This window comes from Flavobacterium amnicola, assembly GCF_004122165.1.
Taxonomy (GTDB): domain Bacteria; phylum Bacteroidota; class Bacteroidia; order Flavobacteriales; family Flavobacteriaceae; genus Flavobacterium; species Flavobacterium amnicola.
This window is the reverse complement of record NZ_SBKO01000001.1, coordinates 1,085,602-1,104,004: the sequence shown is the minus strand read 5'-3', so window position 1 is coordinate 1,104,004 and position 18,403 is coordinate 1,085,602. Positions and strand designations below refer to the sequence as shown.

14 protein-coding genes are annotated in these 18,403 nt (G+C 34.2%); 5 read left to right on the top strand and 9 right to left on the bottom strand.

Annotation, left to right across the window (positions count from 1 at the left end):
• Window positions 1-71 precede the first annotated feature (71 nt).
• Window positions 72-2,309, top strand: coding sequence for a DUF5686 family protein (locus EQG63_RS04830; protein WP_129434977.1), 2,238 nt, complete (start codon window positions 72-74; stop codon window positions 2,307-2,309).
• Here EQG63_RS04830 and EQG63_RS04825 read toward each other — a convergent pair.
• Window positions 2,292-4,562, bottom strand: coding sequence for a cation:proton antiporter domain-containing protein (locus tag EQG63_RS04825; protein WP_129434975.1), 2,271 nt, complete (start codon window positions 4,560-4,562; stop codon window positions 2,292-2,294). The genes EQG63_RS04830 and EQG63_RS04825 overlap by 18 nt on opposite strands.
• Before the next feature lie 149 nt (window positions 4,563-4,711).
• On the opposite strand from EQG63_RS04825, the gene EQG63_RS04820 reads away from it, so the two are divergent.
• The 4 genes from EQG63_RS04820 (at window position 4,712) to EQG63_RS04805 (ending at window position 10,907) form a co-directional block, all read left to right on the top strand.
• Window positions 4,712-7,126 (top strand): efflux RND transporter permease subunit, encoded by a 2,415-nt coding sequence (locus tag EQG63_RS04820; protein WP_129434973.1) that lies wholly within the window; start codon window positions 4,712-4,714, stop codon window positions 7,124-7,126.
• A 177-nt stretch (window positions 7,127-7,303) separates the two neighbouring features.
• Window positions 7,304-8,749, top strand: a complete 1,446-nt coding sequence (gene asnS / locus EQG63_RS04815; protein ID WP_129434971.1) for an asparagine--tRNA ligase — start codon at window positions 7,304-7,306, stop codon at window positions 8,747-8,749.
• A 74-nt stretch (window positions 8,750-8,823) separates the two neighbouring features.
• The gene (gene rpoN, locus EQG63_RS04810) at window positions 8,824-10,299 is read left to right on the top strand and encodes an RNA polymerase factor sigma-54 (protein WP_129434969.1); all 1,476 of its coding nucleotides are present in this window, start codon (window positions 8,824-8,826) and stop codon (window positions 10,297-10,299) included.
• Window positions 10,300-10,301: 2 nt separating this feature from the next.
• Window positions 10,302-10,907 (top strand): hypothetical protein, encoded by a 606-nt coding sequence (locus EQG63_RS04805; protein WP_129434967.1) that lies wholly within the window; start codon window positions 10,302-10,304, stop codon window positions 10,905-10,907.
• Window positions 10,908-10,915: 8 nt separating this feature from the next.
• On the opposite strand, the gene EQG63_RS04800 is transcribed toward EQG63_RS04805, so the two are convergent.
• From EQG63_RS04800 to EQG63_RS04765, 8 genes are read right to left on the bottom strand one after another with little or no spacing between them, the layout of a single operon-like run.
• Complete coding sequence (locus EQG63_RS04800; RefSeq protein WP_129434965.1) at window positions 10,916-11,419, bottom strand: hypothetical protein; 504 nt, start codon at window positions 11,417-11,419, stop codon at window positions 10,916-10,918.
• Between the two features lie 2 nt (window positions 11,420-11,421).
• The gene (locus tag EQG63_RS04795) at window positions 11,422-12,381 is read right to left on the bottom strand and encodes a fibronectin type III domain-containing protein (RefSeq protein ID WP_129434963.1); all 960 of its coding nucleotides are present in this window, start codon (window positions 12,379-12,381) and stop codon (window positions 11,422-11,424) included.
• Window positions 12,382-12,423: 42 nt separating this feature from the next.
• Window positions 12,424-12,909, bottom strand: coding sequence for a hypothetical protein (locus EQG63_RS04790; protein WP_129434961.1), 486 nt, complete (start codon window positions 12,907-12,909; stop codon window positions 12,424-12,426).
• Between the two features lie 25 nt (window positions 12,910-12,934).
• On the bottom strand, window positions 12,935-14,122 hold the full coding sequence (locus EQG63_RS04785; protein WP_129434959.1) for a hypothetical protein: 1,188 nt from the start codon (window positions 14,120-14,122) through the stop codon (window positions 12,935-12,937).
• Window positions 14,122-16,047: a type II secretion system protein GspD gene (locus EQG63_RS04780; RefSeq protein ID WP_129434957.1), complete on the bottom strand. Its 1,926-nt coding sequence runs from the start codon at window positions 16,045-16,047 to the stop codon at window positions 14,122-14,124. Before EQG63_RS04780 ends, EQG63_RS04785 begins: the two co-directional genes overlap by 1 nt.
• A 2-nt stretch (window positions 16,048-16,049) precedes the next feature.
• Window positions 16,050-17,453 (bottom strand): GspE/PulE family protein, encoded by a 1,404-nt coding sequence (locus EQG63_RS04775; RefSeq protein WP_129434956.1) that lies wholly within the window; start codon window positions 17,451-17,453, stop codon window positions 16,050-16,052.
• Window positions 17,453-17,929 (bottom strand): prepilin peptidase, encoded by a 477-nt coding sequence (locus EQG63_RS04770; protein WP_129434954.1) that lies wholly within the window; start codon window positions 17,927-17,929, stop codon window positions 17,453-17,455. Before EQG63_RS04770 ends, EQG63_RS04775 begins: the two co-directional genes overlap by 1 nt.
• Window positions 17,930-18,355 (bottom strand): type IV pilin protein, encoded by a 426-nt coding sequence (locus EQG63_RS04765; protein WP_129434952.1) that lies wholly within the window; start codon window positions 18,353-18,355, stop codon window positions 17,930-17,932.
• Between the last annotated feature and the right edge of the window lie 48 nt (window positions 18,356-18,403).

Genomic DNA, 18,403 nt, shown 5'->3' with positions numbered 1-18,403 from the left:
TTTTTTATGAGAATATCACAATCCTGCACATATTAATTTATCTTTGTCTTAAATTCCCATACAAAATAAGTGTGCTAAAAAAAATAACATTACTACTTCTATTCTCTTTTTTTCAACTAAAAGGAAGTGCTCAAATTAAAAGCACGACTATTATTGAAAAAGCAATTCTTTCTAAAAAATTAAATTTTCCAAATAATTTTCAACTCACAACCTACAACAAACTTATTATAACTGCCAATCCAGACTTTGTCGAAGGCAATATTGATTCGATATTTGTAATGAAAAAAGGGAAGAAAGTCTTTAAGGAAATTGATTCTTCCGATTGTGAATTCAAAAAAATAATTAGCAAACAACATTTATATCAAACGGAAAAAATATCGGTAATTACCCAAAGTAATTTAGAAACAAAAGAAGAAATTCTTTCGACAAAAATGGCAGGTTTCAAAGAACCTATCTATGAATATTTCTCAGTTCAATTACAACCATTTTCGATGTACGACAAGAAATTAATATTGGTCGAAAATGAATATACCAACCCAATTTCTATAAACGGATTAAATATCTACACTTATCAGTGGTTAGAAACTATTGAGAGAAATAACAGAAAAATTCATGTAATTCAATTTAAACCCAAACGAATTTCCAAAACAGATAAACTAGAAGGAAAGTTATATATAGACGCGCAAAAATTCAGTATCGCCAGTGCCGAATATAAAATTCGTGGAAAAATAAACATTACCTCTTCCCATTTTTTTGATTTTAATGAAAAACTAAACAATTGGTTTCCTAAAAAATCTACGCTCACCATAAAAAAAGGGAATAGTAAATATCCGATAAAGATTTTAGGAGAAACCATCACTTTTGACGGATCAGATTCTAACCTCAACCCGCTAGGCAAAAAATATGCTTCCGACTTTTTAGAAATCAAATCGGAAAACCAATACTCACAAATAACATTTGGCATTAACGGCCCGATAAAAAAGAAGCACATCGCCATTTCTATCTCTGAAAAAGCCATCAACCGAAAAGAAGAACTTTGGTATACTTATTTTAACGACTCTACCGACGTGAGAAGTAAAGCCACATATGTTTCTTTAGACAGTTTAATTGAAAGTAGAAAAATTGAAAACAAACTCAAAATTGGTCGAAAAATCATCAAAGGATATTATCCTTTAGGTTTTTTTGATTTTGATTTACGTTATTTAATTCGCTATAATAATTACGAAGGTTTCCGCATGGGCTTGGGTGGGGTTACCAATGAAAAATTTTCAAAATTCTTCAAAGTGGAAGGTTATATGGTTTATGGCACCAAAGATGGCGCCTTTAAAGGACACCTTTCAAATGCCTTTAGGGTGAATAAAACCAGCGAAACTTGGCTCGGACTATCCTATAAAGATGATGTTTCTGAAATTGCCAATACCGCATTTGAAATCGACAAAAAGCCATTCAAAATATACGACCCAAGACCTTTAAACTTAAGTACGTTTTACAATCACGAAACTTGGAAAGGTTTTTTGGAAACTAAAATCATTCCTAAAACCGAAGCGGCATTACAAGTAACGCAAAGCTTTATAGAGCCTAAATTTGACTACGAATACATTATAAACAACCATCCATCAACCGATTTTAAAATAACAGCAGTAACCACTTCAATACAATGGAATCCGTTTAGCAAATTCATGCAAACTCCAAATGGAATACTGGAAACCGATAAAAACTATCCCAAATTTACTTTTCAAGTTTCTAAGTCGATTCCGGGATTGTGGCACAATAGTTATGATTTTGGCAAGTTAGATTTTAGAGTAGATTTGCAAAAAAAATTCAACTCCAATCATAAAATCTTATTTCTATTTGAAAGCGGCTATGCCTTTGGAAACACTCCGCTGACTCATTTATACAACCATTCTCCCAACAATTTAACCAAGGATAAAATCATTCAACGAGTTACATTTGCGGCAAAAGACAGTTTTGAAACCATGTATTTTAATGAGTTTTTCTCCGACAAATATTTGTATTTACACATGAAACATCAATTTCCAAAATTGGAAATTAGCCGACAAATAAAACCTGTTTTGTCATTAGTTTCACGTTACGGAATTGGAGAATTAGAACACAAAGAACGTCACAAAGGCCTTGAATTTAAGACCTTAGAACATGGTTTTTACGAATCAGGATTCGAAATGAATCAGATATTTAAAGGAATTGGTTTTACCGCTTTTTACCGCTATGGCCCTAACCAATTACCTTCTTTTGAAGACAACATCGCTTTAAAACTAAGTATTCAAATTAATCTAGGGTTTAATAATTAAAACCGAAGGCAAGTTACTCAACCATAAATTATTGGTCTCCACCAATTTTTTCCAACTGTCTAAACTTACCAACATTAGGTCTTGTTTCACTAAAAACGATTGATTTACCTGGTTTTCATTTACAAAAATGATATTGTCTGGATAATTTTTATCAAGCGCTTCCATTGCATTTTTAATTAGAAAATTTCCTTCTATTTGGTGTTTTACATCTACTACATTTACTCTTGAGTTGTTGTTATACACAAATTTCTGAATATAATCTACCAAAAAAGCATCTTCAGAATTAAAAAAAGGCACAAAAATCTTATCGATGGATTGCAATTCATTATCGACTAGAATACCAAGTGGCGTTTTGTTTTTAGCAATTATTTGGCGGGTTCTTTCATCGAAAATAGAATTGGAAAACAAACCTTCTTTCCCTGTTAATTTATCCAACAAACGATCTGGATTAATAATTCGAGTGGTAAAGCCTAATACTTTCCCTAAGATGGTTCCTTCAAAAATTGATTTTCCTAAACCAACCAATAGCAAATCATAATCGCCTTGTTTGGCAATTTCAGCAATATCATTTTCGATATCAGTAGTCGCTTTAAAAATGGTCTTAATTTCGATATTTAGTAACTTCGATTTTTCTAGAATAGGTTCAAAAGTTTCTTTCTCGTATTCTTCAATATTAAAACCATGCATTTCATCACTAACAGACAAATGCATTGCCGTTAATGCAGCATTGTCTTTTTGCTTTTTTATCAAAGCATTCGCAACATTCAATAGTGATTTTCCTTTTTCGTAGTTGCCAAATGAAACAAGAATTTTAAATTTATTATCGGCTTCTTCAATTTCAGGAACCATTGCATCTTTTGACTTAAATATAAAATTAATTAAATCTAAAGCAGGACCTGTCATAAAAGTAGTCACCAAGGCCATTATCACCATCATAGTAAAAATTTCTGAAGTCAAAACGCCCAAATCATATCCAATATTCAAAACAACCAATTCCATCAATCCGCGCGTATTCATTAACGCCCCGATCGTTAAACTATCCTTCCAATTTTGACCTACAAACTTTGCAGCAAGCGCACTTCCTACAAATTTTCCAACCACCGCAACCAGAATAATAAAACCAGTAACTTTCCATAAATACGGATCGTTAATCAAACCAATTTGAGTACGCAATCCCGTAAAAACGAAGAATAACGGAAGCAACAGAATTAAAGCAACATCTTCAACTTTGTCAATAAAAATATTTCTGAATTTAGCAATATCTGGCATTATAGCACCGGTCATAAATGCTCCAAATAAAGCATGAATTCCAATCACTTCCGTACAATAAGAAGAAATGATTAAGGTTAGAAAGAAAATAGCAACTACCGGTTTACTTAAATTGTCATTATTTGAGTACAAATCCCCTACTCTTTTTAAGAAAGGTTTGACCAAAAACAACATCATGATGACATATAAAATAGCCAATCCAATAACATAAAGCGCACTCACAAACGAACCTGCTTTTACAATTGCAATAACGGCCGCTAGCAAACACCAAGCAGTAATATCATCGGCAGCAGCACAGGTAATAACAATTGTCCCTAATTTTGTTTTGTGCATCCCTCGTTCTTGAACAATTCTCGCCAAAACAGGAAATGCCGTAATACTCATCGCAATTCCCATGAACAAACTAAACGACAAGAACTCTACCCCAACAGGAGCAAATTTATAATAAACATAATACGCTAATGTCATCCCTAAAGCAAACGGAATCACAATACTGGCGTGACTTATAATTACTGCATCATTGGCTTTGTTTTTGAGCACTTTTAAGTCCAATTCCATTCCAATCACAAACATGAAAAGGATCAGACCCATCTGACTTAAAAACTGAAGATTTCCAAGCGAGGCCGTTGGAAATAAAACTTGTGAAAATTCCGGAAAATACATTCCAACCACAGATGGTCCTAAAAAAATACCGGCTATAATCTCTCCAATCACCGAAGGTTGTCCAATTTTTTTAAACATCCATCCAAAAAAACGCGCAATAACAATAATGGTAATAATTTGTGCTAATAAAATTGCCAAAGGATGCTCTAAATTATGACCAAGTGCCGCTAAAAATTCATTCCAATGAGTATTTTTAGTGTTTGGAGCAATTATTTTTCGCCCCATTTCTAATCCTTTTCCTTCCCCTACTATCCAATACATTAAAGCTGTAAATGCGCCAGTTACGGCAAAATAGAAAATGGCATTTTTAAGTTTTTTCATAGTTGAAGACACAAAATTCAAACACAAAGATGACAAATTAACCAATCAAATAAAAACAGAAATCATAGATTTATTTAAAATTTAAAAGTTTGTTATTATTCATTTTACTTTTAAGGGTTTTATTTACCTTTGTGAGTACTTAAATATCTATGAGAAAATTACTGAGTATTGGTTTTTGGGAGTTTATTGCCCGAGTAATATTAAGAAATAGAATTGCTATCCTAGCAATTGTAGTATTAATAACTGTATTTTTTGCTTTTCAGTGGAAAAATATTGTCTTTACTCAAACCGAAGCCAATCTTATCCCTGCCGATGATAAAGTAAATGTCGATTACAACAATTTCTTGAGCAAATTTGGCGAGGAGGGAAATCTTATTGTAATTGCAACTCAAGACAAGAAATTATTTACCCCAAAAGTATTCAAAGCTTGGAGTGACATGATGACCAACATCGATTCGCACAAAGAAGTAGATTTGGTTATTTCGGTAGACAACCTAAAAGTCTTAGCCAAAAGTGATTCGTTGCAACGATTTGTTCTTAAAAATTTAGTCGACAAATCCCAAACACAGAAGCAAGCCTATTTAACGCAAATAAAATCCGATTTATTGAACAACCTTCCCTTTTACGAAGGATTATTATTCAACAAAAAAACGGGAGCCATTCGTTCGGCACTGTACTTAGATAAAAAAATCGTCAACACTAAAGCTAGAAAAGACTACGTTTTAAATTCTTTAATTCCAGAAATCGAAAAATTTGAAAGCAAAACCGGAATCGATTTACACGCTTCTGGAATGCCCTACATCAGAACCTTAAATGCCAAAACCATTATAGACGAAATTGGCTTATTTATTGGGGCTGCATTATTAATTACCGGATTGTTATTCTTTTTCTTTTTCCGTTCTTTTAGAGCCACGTTGATCTCTTTGATTATTGTGATCATCGGGGTAATGTGGTCATTCGGATTGTTGGGACTATTAGGTTATGAAATCACGGTTTTAACGGCTTTAGTTCCGACTTTAGTGATTGTAATCGGAATTCCGAATTGTATTTTCTTAATCAACAAATACCATCAGGAATACGCCAAGCACGCCAACAAAGCCAAGGCCTTACAACGGGTAATCACCAAAACCGGAACGGCAACCTTAATGACTAACTTGACCACTGCTTTAGGGTTTGCTACATTCATTGCCACCAACAATGTTTTATTAACCGAGTTTGGCGTAGTCACTTCAGTAATGATTCTGCTATTGTACATCTTGTGCATGCTGATTCTTCCAGTGTTTTTTAGCTATATTCCAGCGCCGATTCCGCGTCACTTAGGACATTTAGAACGCGAATATTTGACATCGTTTTTCAAATGGATTGTAAATACCGTAAAATTCAATCGTGTCGGGGTTTATATTGTGGCGATTTGCATGTTGATCATTGGGCTGATAGGCATTCATAAAATGCGTATTTCGGGAAGTATCCTGGAAGACATGCCAAAGAAAACGGCGTTTTTTGATGATATTCGCTTTTTTGAAAAAGAATTTAGCGGTGTAATGCCTCTAGAAATCATGATTGACACCAAGCGCAAAAAAGGGGTGATGAAATTAAGCACCTTAAAACGCATGGAAGAACTGGAAGAAACCATACTCGAAATTCCAGAATTATCGAAGCCATTATCAGTCGTGAACTTGGTAAAATACTCGAAACAAGCCTATTACAATAACAATCCAGATTTTTACGAACTGCCAACGGCTCAAGAACAATCTTTTATTTTGTCGTATGCTAAAAATGCTACGCAAAATTCGAAAGACAACTTGATGAAAAGTTATGTGGATGATACGGGTCAGTTTGCCCGAATTACTACTTTTATCAAAGATGAAAATGGCGAAAAAATGGAAGCCATCGAAGCTCAAATCAGAGCCAAAGCCGATAAAGTGTTCCCGCCATCTCGCTATGAAGTCATTATCACTGGTAAACCTTCAGTGTTTCAAAAAGGAACCAAATATTTATTAGACAACTTACTTTCGTCATTATTAATGGCCTTTGCTTTAACTGCGGGATTAGTTGCAATTATGTTCCGTTCGTTCAAAATGGTATTGGTATCCATTATTCCTAATTTACTTCCACTTTTAATGACCGCCGGACTAATGGGCTTTTTAAATATACCGCTAAAACCATCTACAATTTTGGTATTCGGAATCGCTTTCGGAATGTCGGTCGATGATACCTTACGTTTCTTGGCGCAATACCGACTGGAATTGTCCCGTAACGATTGGAGAATCAAAAAATCGGTTTTTGCCACTTTCGACGATGCCGGAATTAGTATGTTCTATACTTCCATCGTATTATTCTTCGGATTCTCGGTATTCATGCTCTCAAGTTTTGGAGGTACTGTGGCATTGGGAGGATTGGTGGCTTTGACCTTATTTTTCGGAATGTTATCCAATTTGGTGTTATTGCCCGCTTTGGTATTATCACTCAACCGCTCTATTGCCAACGAGCAAGAATTTATCGCGCCTAAGATTGATATTCTAGAACCAAGCGATGAGGAAGTGGATGCATTTGAGAAGAAGTAGTTTTTCAGTTAATTTTCTAAAACATTATCACTTTGAAAGCAATCGAAAAGTGACAAATTAATCCTTCTTATCAAACTTTCTCTTTTCATCCAAATACTTTATATTTGCACATTATAGTAAAAAGTATTTTTTAGAATTCAGTCATCTGATTTCTATTTTAAAAATTCAAAATTCAAAATGAAACATACAAAAGTTAAAGACTTACTAAACAGCACGAAAACAATACACGAAGTAACCGCAAAAGGATGGGTAAGAACTTTTAGAAACAATCAATTTATCGCGTTGAACGATGGTTCAACCATTCACAATATTCAGTGTGTTGTCGATTTTGAAAACACACCGGAAACGACTTTAAAAAGAATTACTACTGGGGCGGCAATTTCCGTAACGGGCGAATTAGCAGAAAGCCAAGGTGCTGGACAGAAATACGAAATTCAGGTTAAAAAATTAGAGATTTTGGGTGATTCGGATGCGGAGAAATTTCCAATGCAACCTAAAAAACACTCTTTAGAATTTTTACGTGAAAATGCGCATTTACGTGTGCGTACGAATGCTTTCGGAGCGATTATGCGTGTGCGTTCGGCATTATCATTTGCGGTTCATCAGTATTTCCAACAAAAAGGATTTGTGTATGTGAACACACCAATCATTACCGGTTCTGATGCCGAAGGTGCTGGTGAAATGTTTCAAGTAAGTGCTTTGCCATTTGACAATACGCCAAGAACAGAAGAAGGAAAAGTAAACTACAAAGAAGATTTCTTCGGAAAACAAACCAATTTAACCGTTTCAGGTCAGTTGGAAGCCGAAACCTATGCGATGGCATTGGGTCAAGTATATACGTTCGGACCGACATTCCGTGCCGAAAATTCTAACACGTCTCGTCACCTAGCGGAGTTTTGGATGATTGAACCGGAAGTAGCGTTCAATGATTTGGCTGCGAATATGGATTTGGCCGAAGATTTCATTAAATATGTGGTGAAATATGCGGTGGACAACTGTGCCGATGATTTAAAATTCTTAGAAGGTCGTTTGACGGAAGAAGAAAAACAAAAGCCACAAGCGGAACGTAGCGAAATGGCCTTGTTAGAAAAATTACAGTTCGTATTAGAAAACAACTTCAAACGTGTTTCTTATACTGAAGCGGTAGATATTTTAAGAGATTCTACTCCGAATAAAAAGAAAAAATTCCAATATTTAATCGAAGAATGGGGTGCTGATTTACAAAGTGAGCACGAGCGTTTCTTAGTGGAAAAACACTTCAAATGTCCGGTAATCTTATTTGACTATCCAGCGAAAATAAAAGCGTTCTACATGCGTTTGAATGACAATACCGAACCTGGAAAAGAAACTGTACGTGCTATGGATATCTTATTCCCTGGAATTGGAGAGATTGTAGGAGGTTCACAAAGAGAAGAGCGTTTAGACGTTTTAATTGAAAAAATGAAAGCCTTAGGCATTGACGAAGAAGAATTATGGTGGTATTTAGATACTAGAAGATTTGGAAGTGCTGTACACTCTGGTTTCGGATTAGGTTTCGAAAGATTGGTATTATTTGTAACGGGTATGACCAACATCCGTGACGTAATTCCATTCCCAAGAACGCCAATGAATGCTGAATTTTAATAAATAGTGGATTCGTGGATTTGGTTATTCGTCTATTCGGAAATTCAAATCCACAAATAAACACATAATCAAAAATGTTAAAACAAAACTTACAATTCAAATTATCGCAAAAACTTTCACCTCAGCAAATCCAGTTGATGAAGTTGATTCAATTGCCTACACAGGCTTTTGAACAACGTTTGATGGAAGAAATGAACGAGAATCCAGCGTTAGAAGGCGGGACCGTAGAAGACGAAGAGAAGTTTGAAAAAGATGAGTTTGACAACAATGAAGATGACTACAACAACGAAGATTATGACAACGAAGATTATAGCTCCGATGACATCAACATTGACGAATATATAAGCAGCGACGACACTCCCGATTATAAAACACAAACCAGCAATTATAGCGATGATGACGAAGACCGCGAAACGCCTTTTGCGGCACCCGTAAGTTTTCATCAGGACTTAATCAATCAGTTGAATACTTTTATTTTGACGGATGACCAACGTGATATTGCCGAATTTTTAGTCGGAAGTATTGACGACATGGGCTATATCCGCAGAAGTATTCAAGATATTGTAGATGACATGGCTTTTACACAAGGGATTTATACCGATGAAAAAACGGTGGAAAAAATCCTGCATATCGTTCACGAATTAGAACCTTCTGGTGTGGGAGCTCGCGATTTACAAGAGTGTTTATTATTACAGCTGAAACACAAAACACCAACCGAATCGGTGGAGTTATCGATAAAAATCATCGAAGATCAATTTGATGCTTTTACCAAAAAACATTACGAAAAACTATTGCAAAAATTTAATGTGACCAAAGAGCAACTTAAAAAAGCAATAGAAGAAATTGAGAAACTGAATCCGAAACCAGGTGGCTCTTTTACAGGCGCCAATAAAGTGACGGAACATGTTGTACCCGATTTCGCCATTCGTATTATAGACGACGAATTAGAATTGACCTTAAACGGTCGTAATGCACCCGAACTTCACGTGTCGAAAGACTATCAAGACATGATGAAGACCTACAAAGATTCGAAAGACAAATCGAATGCTCAACGTGATGCGGTGCAATTCATCAAACAAAAATTAGATTCGGCCAAATGGTTTATCGACGCGATAAAACAACGTCAGGAAACACTTTATGTGACCATGAACGCCATTATGCATTTTCAACAAGAATACTTCCTTGATGGAGACGAAACCAAGCTAAAACCAATGATCTTAAAAGACATTGCCGACATGATTGGTTTGGATATTTCTACGGTTTCTCGCGTAGCCAACAGCAAGTATGTTGACACGCCTTACGGTACCAAATTATTGAAAGAATTTTTCTCGGAAGCCATGGTAAACGATCAAGGCGAAGAAGTGTCTACCATCGAAATCAAAAAAATACTAGAGCAAGTCATTGCCGAAGAAGACAAAAGCAAACCTTTGCCAGACGATCAACTAGCAGACCTGTTAAAGGAACGCGGCTACCCAATTGCGCGCAGAACGGTGGCCAAATATCGCGAACAATTAGACATTCCGGTGGCCCGAATGCGTAAAAAAATGTAATCTTGAAAAAGATACTTCCTTTTTTTTCCTACGTCTTCCATCCTATTTTTATATCGGTGTTTGCCGTAGTGTTTTTCTTTTTCACTACAACCGGATATTTCAACTATGAAACCGTCTATTTGTACATCATACAAACCCTAATCATTACGGTTTTTATACCCTTAGCCATTTTTTATCTGTTGGTGACCTTAAACAAAATAGATTCGATTATGGTGCCCGATGTCACCCAACGAAAATTTCCATTAATCATTCAAACAGCACTTTTTGGCACCTTACTTTATAAAAGTTTTACACTTGACGTTAGTCCCGAACTGTATTATTTTTTCCTCGGCAGTATGATAAGTAGTACAATTGCTTTAGTCTTGGTTTTTTTCAAAAAGAAAGCGAGTTTGCATATGTTGGGAATGGCTTCGCTAACGGTTTTTTGTATCGGTTGCTTGATGCACTTCGGAATTAAAAATGTTTATTTCGTCAGTAGCCTTTTCCTTTGTAACGGATTAGTGGCTTCCTCCCGATTTGAAATGAAAGCCCACACTTTAACCGAATTAACGTTAGGCTATATCATCGGATTGATTCCGCAGTTAGTGCTTTTGTTTTTTTGGTTGTAGGAAAAGGGTTATTCCAAATAAATAAATTTTTTAGATTTATTCAGCATTACTTCTATAGAGTCTTTAAAAACACGCTTAATTACCAATCCTTCAATGTCTTGATTCTTTCTTACTTTTAGTAGTTTATTATCAATTTTAACTAAAATAAGTTCCTCTGTTTTTTGTTGTGATTTTATATATCCATAATAATAAACTTTCGGCCAAACCATCAAAGGTTTATTCATCAAAGGTTTTGGAGTATTTATCACTTTAGCCCGAGGAACAATACTTTTTATTACAACTGGACTACTTTTTACTTCTAAAACTTTGCTTAAGAAAGGATCTCTAGGTAATTTTTCAAGAGAAAAATTCTCTTTTTCAATTCTCTTTATATTAAAACTTTGACTACCATTATTGCTCTCATTAATTCTATTTTCAGGAGGAAAGAATCGATTTAAACTTTTATATGCAACCGTTCCCCAAAGCCCCAACACTAAGAGAATAAGAATAATATTTAATCTTTTCTTTGGCATAATTAGTTAATCGTAAATTTAAAAGCAGTACTGTATGTACTTACATTAGAAGCCGCATCTACTGCTTTTACTCTCCAATAATAATCTCCTGCATTGGCAAATGATTGTTGAATCATGGTAGTTGCACTAGTCGAAGTTTGTAAAATCGTCGCAAATGTAGTTGTATTTGAAAATTCTATTGTATAGTTAATTTGCGACTGAATGGTCCCGGCATCTGAAGGCATTGTCCAAGTAAATGCTATAGGTTGATTTACGGTTTGTGTCGAATTATTAGCAGGTAAACTATTTTGTGGTTGATTTGGATTTACTCGGTCAATAAAGAAATTTCTATTTGAGAACACCGATTGACTTGTAGCATTAACTGCTTTTATTTTCCATAGGTACTCTGCATCTTGAGCAAGATTAGCATTATTTAAAGTTACTGATGTACTTGTAATGTTTGACTGCTGAAGAATTATAGTTTGCCCTGCAGTTACATTAACCAATTCTAACTCGTAATAATCTGCAGGAATTAAGTCCTGCCAAGTACAGATTAGACTTGTACTATTTGTATATAATCCGCTAATTGGATTTGAAAGGACTACTTGCTGATTGGTCAAATCATTCGATTGAACAACTGTAAAACCAACTGGAAACGAATAGACAGATTGATACCCAGCATTTTCCCCTCTTACTCTCCATTTATATGTACCCGGTAAAAAAGGATGTGTCAAACTTACTTTATTACCTACCAGGGAATCTAAAACAACTGCTAAGTTTTCATTAAAAACTTGCACTCTATAATTAGTGGCGCCTTTAATAATATTCCATTGAAAATTAACAACATTACTTGAAATCGTATCTTTTTCAATCGGCGATACCGTTTGAATAGTATCGTTTGTAATGTCTTCTTCTAATATATCTTCACATGAAAATAGTATCATTGTAGTTGCCAAAAGGATTATTTTGCTTATTGTCTTCATATCTTTATTATTTTTTAGAGTAACTATAGTGCTAAATGAAATTTATTTCATTTCATAATTCTGAAATATCATTTTGAGGTGCAATGCCTCGGGTTTATTATTTTTTTTGATGGTATAAAAGTTAACACTTGCCAGTCGAGACCATTCAAATTTTTGTTCAAAAGCATAACTGGTTTGCAACAACTGATTTACATTACCTGTGACATCTATTTGATTCGTACTAATTACATAATTTCCATCATCTGCGATATGAATCGGTTGCAAATCACTTATAGATACATTCGCATTTTTGGTTGCAAAATTCACAATTTGTTGTTGCACTTCTTGGGATTGCATTCCTTCTTTCCCTATTAATTTATCTAGTGCTGCTACTTCTTCAATTAATTTGTCCGAATTCTTTGCTTTATTAGCCAATTGATTCACTTGGTTGTTCAACTCCCTGTTTTCTTTCATTACTTGAAATAAAGTACTAAAAGAGCGCTTGTAGGCCGTTATAGAAAGCATAACAAACACTATCAAAAGTGCCATAAATTTTTGCTTATAAGTATATTGCTCAAACATTGGTAATCGTTATTTTAATTTCAAATAATGTAGCGTTATTTTTATCTTTCTTTAGACTAACAATTTCAAAATTTCTAACCCAATTGTTTTCTTTTACACTCTTTAGCCATTGGTTTAAATCATCTTCATTATACGTACTCCCTTTTACGCGAATGGTATTTGATTCAAAATTGATTTTCTTTTCTGCTTTTATTTCTTTTCCAGCAGGAAAAACATGTAATTCGCTTAATGCTATTGTATTGGGTACACTTCTACTAATTTCATAGACATAGAAAGACAGGTATTTGTTTGAGAATGTCCCAGATTGATTAATAATATTCAGCTTCTCTTGTTTTTGTTTTTCAAGATTCAATATCTTTTGATAAGACTGATTGGAATAAGTATTTTGCAAATTCAATTCATTATTTTCAGAACCATAAAATTGAATTAAACCATAACTGAAAAGTAATGAAGTAAAAAAAGCAACTAACATAAAAATTCCAAAGTAGTTGAATGCTTTCTTGTATATTACTTCTTCAAGCGTTAGGTTGCTGTTTTGCGTTTTTTCTACATTTTTAGAGGTAATAAAAAAATGAACTAATGCTCCATATAAAGGAAGTTCATAATTATAAATGACATCACTGCCGATAGTGTATTTTTTTGGAACCGGAGAAGTTTCTTTTTTAGTAAAACTTACCAATGCATCTTCTTCGAATTCCAACTCTAGATCACCCGAAAGAATGGTATTTTCTTGTATAGACTTATACAGCAATGAGGAGAGAAATGAACCCACATAAACATCAACTAACTGTAGATTATGACTCTTAAAAGTGGAGGTAATTTCATCGATTACGTTTTTACGGCAAAAGCTAATAAAACTACTATTCTCGGTTTTGTAACTCGTGAAATAGATCGAATTGTAATCTATGTTTTTTTGCCAGTTAATATCGGCTTCCTCATTAAAATTAATTTGTTTATTCAGCACCCCTTTACCATCAACAACAAGCAAAACAGGCAATTTTGAATCTATTTTAGATTGGAGCTCTTCAATATTTTTAAACGTACGTTTAGCTAGAATAGAAATTGCATTGGCTCTTTTTTTAATAGTAAGCACATGATAGGTTTCATCATTGTCTTTTCTGATGACTCCTACAACATTGATGTTGTTAATTTTGATTATTTTAGATAAATAGGCAATCATTAATAAACCACTGTTGGTTTTATGAAAATATGTAGTTTAGAAGTTGATCTTCCTTTTATTCTGTTACTAAAGAACCATTTTAAAACGGGAATTCTAGACAACAAAGGAGTTCCGGTTCCTGCATCTTCTCGTTTCAATTCATCCAATCCACCCAATAATATCATTTCACCATTTTTAACACGAACTAATGATTCAAATTTTTGAGTGGCTTTTCCCGGAGGAGCGGTTTCTCCTGCTCTACCTAGGAAAGAACTTTTTTCAACCGTAATGGTTAAGGTTACATTTTCATCGGTTGACACAAAAGGTTTTATGTTTACTGATAAATTTGCATCGGTTGGTACCCATCGACCCGATTGTAAAATATTGTTCCCGATACTATTATTACTTAAAATTTGATTGTTTTGTTCAAAATAATAACTACTTTCTCCAATTGAAAGTTTGGCATCATGTCCGCTAATGGTGGCTATTTTAGGAGTCGATTCAACCTTTAATATCGAATTATCTTCCAATAACTTTAAATTCATATAAAAATTCTCGGTTACCTTTCCTAATTTGAAAATTCCAAAACCGTTAAACGCATTGATCAAACTATTAATGGAGGTTGAATTTACATCAACTCCGTTGGCTGTTGTATTTGGGAATAGTACACCGTTTAAGTCTTGTTGTTTTAACTTGTCAAGTCCGGCTTTCATTCCGGCTTGTACGCTATGCCCTTTGTTGTATTGTGCAATAATTACTTCTATTTGCACCATCGGAACCACCTTGTCAATTTGTTTGATATAAACTTTCAATTCTTCCAATGCGGTTCTAGAGCCCGAAACAATTAATCCATTAAGTTCAACAAATTCTTTTATTTCCAGTTTCTCTGTAAATACTTTTGGCAATGATTGTTGTACGGTTTCTATGGAACGATTTTCCAACTGAATCATCTCGGTAACTCGCAAACTCTCTGTAGCTTGCTCACCAATTAAATACAAATTATCCTGCTTGCGATACGTATATTTTTTTCCCTTAAAAATGTTATCCAACAACTGATCGAAAGTTAAACTTTCGGCCGAAAGCGTTGTTTTTTCATTTTCGGGTTTGTTGTACATGAAATAATTAATGTGCAATTTTTCGGCAGCTTCCGTTAGTAATTCGGAAGCATCGGCAACATTTGCTTTTACCGATAAAAAACCTGATTTATCCAATTCCACTTCATAAAAGCCAGGTTCATCATTTCGAACTTTACCTTTCTTCGGTCTTGAACTATTATTACTTGAAGTTGCGTTAGCAATAGTAACTTCATTGTTTTTCTCTAAATAATAAAATCCGTTTTCGTCTTTCGTCGCTACTAAATCATTCGATTTTGCCATCATTTCAATCACTTGATCAAATGGACGGTTTAAAATGTAAGAAGATACTTTTAATCCTTTTACATTGGGCGCTAAAATTACATTTTTAGAGGATTTATCAATAATTGCTTTTGCTACTGCTGGCAAGGAGTCGTTTTCTAATTTTACAGATAAGAAATCATTTTGAACATTATAAGTAACGTCAATCACTTTTGGAAGTTTCTTTTCTACGATAATTACTTCTTTACGCTTTTTGAATACAATAATGTTATTCATAAACGTTACTTCCAAATCATATTTTTGTACCAAATGCAAGAAAACATCTTTGACTGTTACATCAAAAAAATTATTTACGATTGCTTGATCCAACGCATTATCCACATCAATATTTAATTGGTGTTCTTCTGCAATAGAAGCAATAAAATCGTGTAGCGAAAGACCCGAAACATCTATTTTCAATACCTCATTTATTCCTTTTTTTTGTTTTGCCAATTCGTCAAATTTGGCACTCAACATATTGATATCTTGTTGAGCCGCCACAAGATTGGTAAATAATAATCCTAAAAGTAAGTAGGTGATTTTTTTAAACATGATTACATATTAATTAATACGGCATATATCTCGTCTAATGAAGTTTCTCCGTTAGCTAATAAATCAAATGCTTTATCGGCTAAGGATTGGTGTTCTTTATCATTAGAATATATTTTGGAAACGGTATTGTGTTTTATTTGTTCGGAAATAGTATTGTTGATGTTAATTACTTCATATAGCGCTGTTCTTCCGTTATACCCGGTGTGATAACATTGGTTACAACCAACTGCTTTATAGTAATTTTTTATTTCATAAGGCATTGTATAATTGGAAGGAAAATCATCTGTATCACAAGCTACTTCTGTTTTACATTGTGGACATAATTTTCGAACCAAACGTTGTGCTAATGATAGATTCAACGTTTCGGCAATTAAATAGGAAGGCACGCCCATATCAATTAATCTCGAAATGGTTCCAACCGCCGAGTTAGTGTGAATGGTTGACAACACCAAATGCCCAGTTAACGAAGCTCGAATAGCCATTAAAGCCGTTTCCGAATCACGAATTTCTCCCAACATAATCACATCGGGGTCTTGACGTAAAAACGATTTTAAAGCCGAGGCAAACGTTAATCCGATATCTTCTTTCAATTGTACTTGATTGATTCCTTTTAAGGTGTATTCGATAGGATCTTCAACCGTTACAATATTTCTTTTGGTGTCGTTTAATAATTTTAAAGTGGCATATAATGTGGTCGTTTTACCCGAACCTGTTGGTCCACTAATTAAAATGATTCCGTTTGGTTTTTTTACCGCTTCCAAGTATTTTTCTAATTCTTCTTCTTGAAAACCAAGCGCGGTTAAATCGATATTCGAAGCATCTTGTCCTAACAAACGCATTACGATTTTCTCACCATACAAAGTTGGCAAAATCGAAACCCTGATATCAAACGTTTCGTTTGTAATACGACCATCTTGTGGCAAACGTTTTTCGGTAATATTTAATTTGGCTTTAATCTTTACTTTATTCACCAATTCAAGATAATTGTCTCTTTCGATTTTGTAACGCTCCATTAACTGGCCGTCAATTCTGAATCGGATTCGTGCCGATTTCTCATACACTTCAAAGTGAATATCACTGCATTTTAGTGACTTTGCTTCGTTTAGTAAGTCTTCTAAAAAATCACTTTTATCGACGGAAAAGGATTTGCTGGTTTGAAATTGCCTTTCCTTTCGGTAGTAAATCGATAATGCTTTTTCAATTGCAGTAGCATTTGTGGTAGAAAATGAAATATTTTTACCCAGCAATAATTCTAATTCCTCTGCAATTTCACTTTGGTTTTTTGTATCCTCCACAAATAATTCCAAATCATTATTCGAACTGCTTTTAGGCACTACGCGGTAATGGTTGGCCAAATCACTAGAAATGGCATGTTGCAAATCGGAAGTAATTACAATTTCAGCCATTATAGTATTGTGAATTTATAATTTGTAACCGATAATGCATCTACTAACACCACGATACACAGTAATAATGATGAAAATCCAGCTAAAGGAACCGTGGTATGATTGCTGTGTTTTTTTACTAGTAACTGCATTAACAATGCAAATAACATAGAAGTAATAAAGAAAACAGCATATTGTTTCACATCGAAAAAGAGCGTAATAGCTAAGTAAAAAAATACATCTCCCAATCCAAAATAATGTTCTAACGGATTTAAAAAAGCTTTAGCTTTTAGACTCATGTAAAGCACCAAAGAAGAGAATACTATCGCGAAGAATGCCATATTTATTAAAATAGCTTTGTAAACAACAAGACCATTAACCATAAACATCCCTATAGCAAAAACCAGCATAGGAAGTACTACATGTATCCTTCTATACTTCCAGTCTTGCCAAAGCATGATTAGCAAACACAACACTAAACTCCCTTGTGCTACCATTTATTCTTTGGTCACTTCTGTTAACATTTTTTTATTGTCAATTTCCCAGGTATTGAAAGCACCATCGCTATCCAGATCGGAAACTGCGGTGGCTCTTGCCATAAACGAATCGTCAGAAGCTTCTACAATTTCAATTTTATAAACGGCTTGACCGCCTTCATCCACTGTTTTTTCTTGTTCGAAACCTAATTCTTCTAGGTTAGAAGAATATTTAGAGTGGCGGTAAAAATGACTTTTTTCGAGACCATACACTTGGTTCAACATGGCTTGTGCCTCAATAGCTTTGGCCTGACCAATTACTGAAGTTTGATTGGGTAAAACCATAAGTAACAAAATACCTATAATACACAAAACAATTAAAATCTCGGTTAAAGAATAAGCTTTAACCATAACTCTTTTACTTTTCTTACGTAAGTTATTCAACATAATATGGGTCTTTAATGGCTGTACCGTATGTATTTATCGCGCGCAAAA

Bases quoted from the DNA above. Each gene is read 5' to 3' on its own strand.
- EQG63_RS04795 (WP_129434963.1), bottom strand. From the start codon at position 12,381: ATGAAGACAATAAGCAAAATAATCCTTTTGGCAACTACAATGATACTA.
- EQG63_RS04825 (WP_129434975.1), bottom strand. From the start codon at position 4,562: ATGAAAAAACTTAAAAATGCCATTTTCTATTTTGCCGTAACTGGCGCA.
- EQG63_RS04790 (WP_129434961.1), bottom strand. From the start codon at position 12,909: ATGGCACTTTTGATAGTGTTTGTTATGCTTTCTATAACGGCCTACAAG.
- EQG63_RS04770 (WP_129434954.1), bottom strand. From the start codon at position 17,929: ATGGTAGCACAAGGGAGTTTAGTGTTGTGTTTGCTAATCATGCTTTGG.
- EQG63_RS04775 (WP_129434956.1), bottom strand. From the start codon at position 17,453: ATGGCTGAAATTGTAATTACTTCCGATTTGCAACATGCCATTTCTAGT.
- rpoN (WP_129434969.1), top strand. From the start codon at position 8,824: ATGTTAAAACAAAACTTACAATTCAAATTATCGCAAAAACTTTCACCT.
- EQG63_RS04780 (WP_129434957.1), bottom strand. From the start codon at position 16,047: ATGTTTAAAAAAATCACCTACTTACTTTTAGGATTATTATTTACCAAT.
- asnS (WP_129434971.1), top strand. From the start codon at position 7,304: ATGAAACATACAAAAGTTAAAGACTTACTAAACAGCACGAAAACAATA.
- EQG63_RS04800 (WP_129434965.1), bottom strand. From the start codon at position 11,419: ATGCCAAAGAAAAGATTAAATATTATTCTTATTCTCTTAGTGTTGGGG.
- EQG63_RS04820 (WP_129434973.1), top strand. From the start codon at position 4,712: ATGAGAAAATTACTGAGTATTGGTTTTTGGGAGTTTATTGCCCGAGTA.
- EQG63_RS04765 (WP_129434952.1), bottom strand. From the start codon at position 18,355: ATGTTGAATAACTTACGTAAGAAAAGTAAAAGAGTTATGGTTAAAGCT.
- EQG63_RS04785 (WP_129434959.1), bottom strand. From the start codon at position 14,122: ATGATTGCCTATTTATCTAAAATAATCAAAATTAACAACATCAATGTT.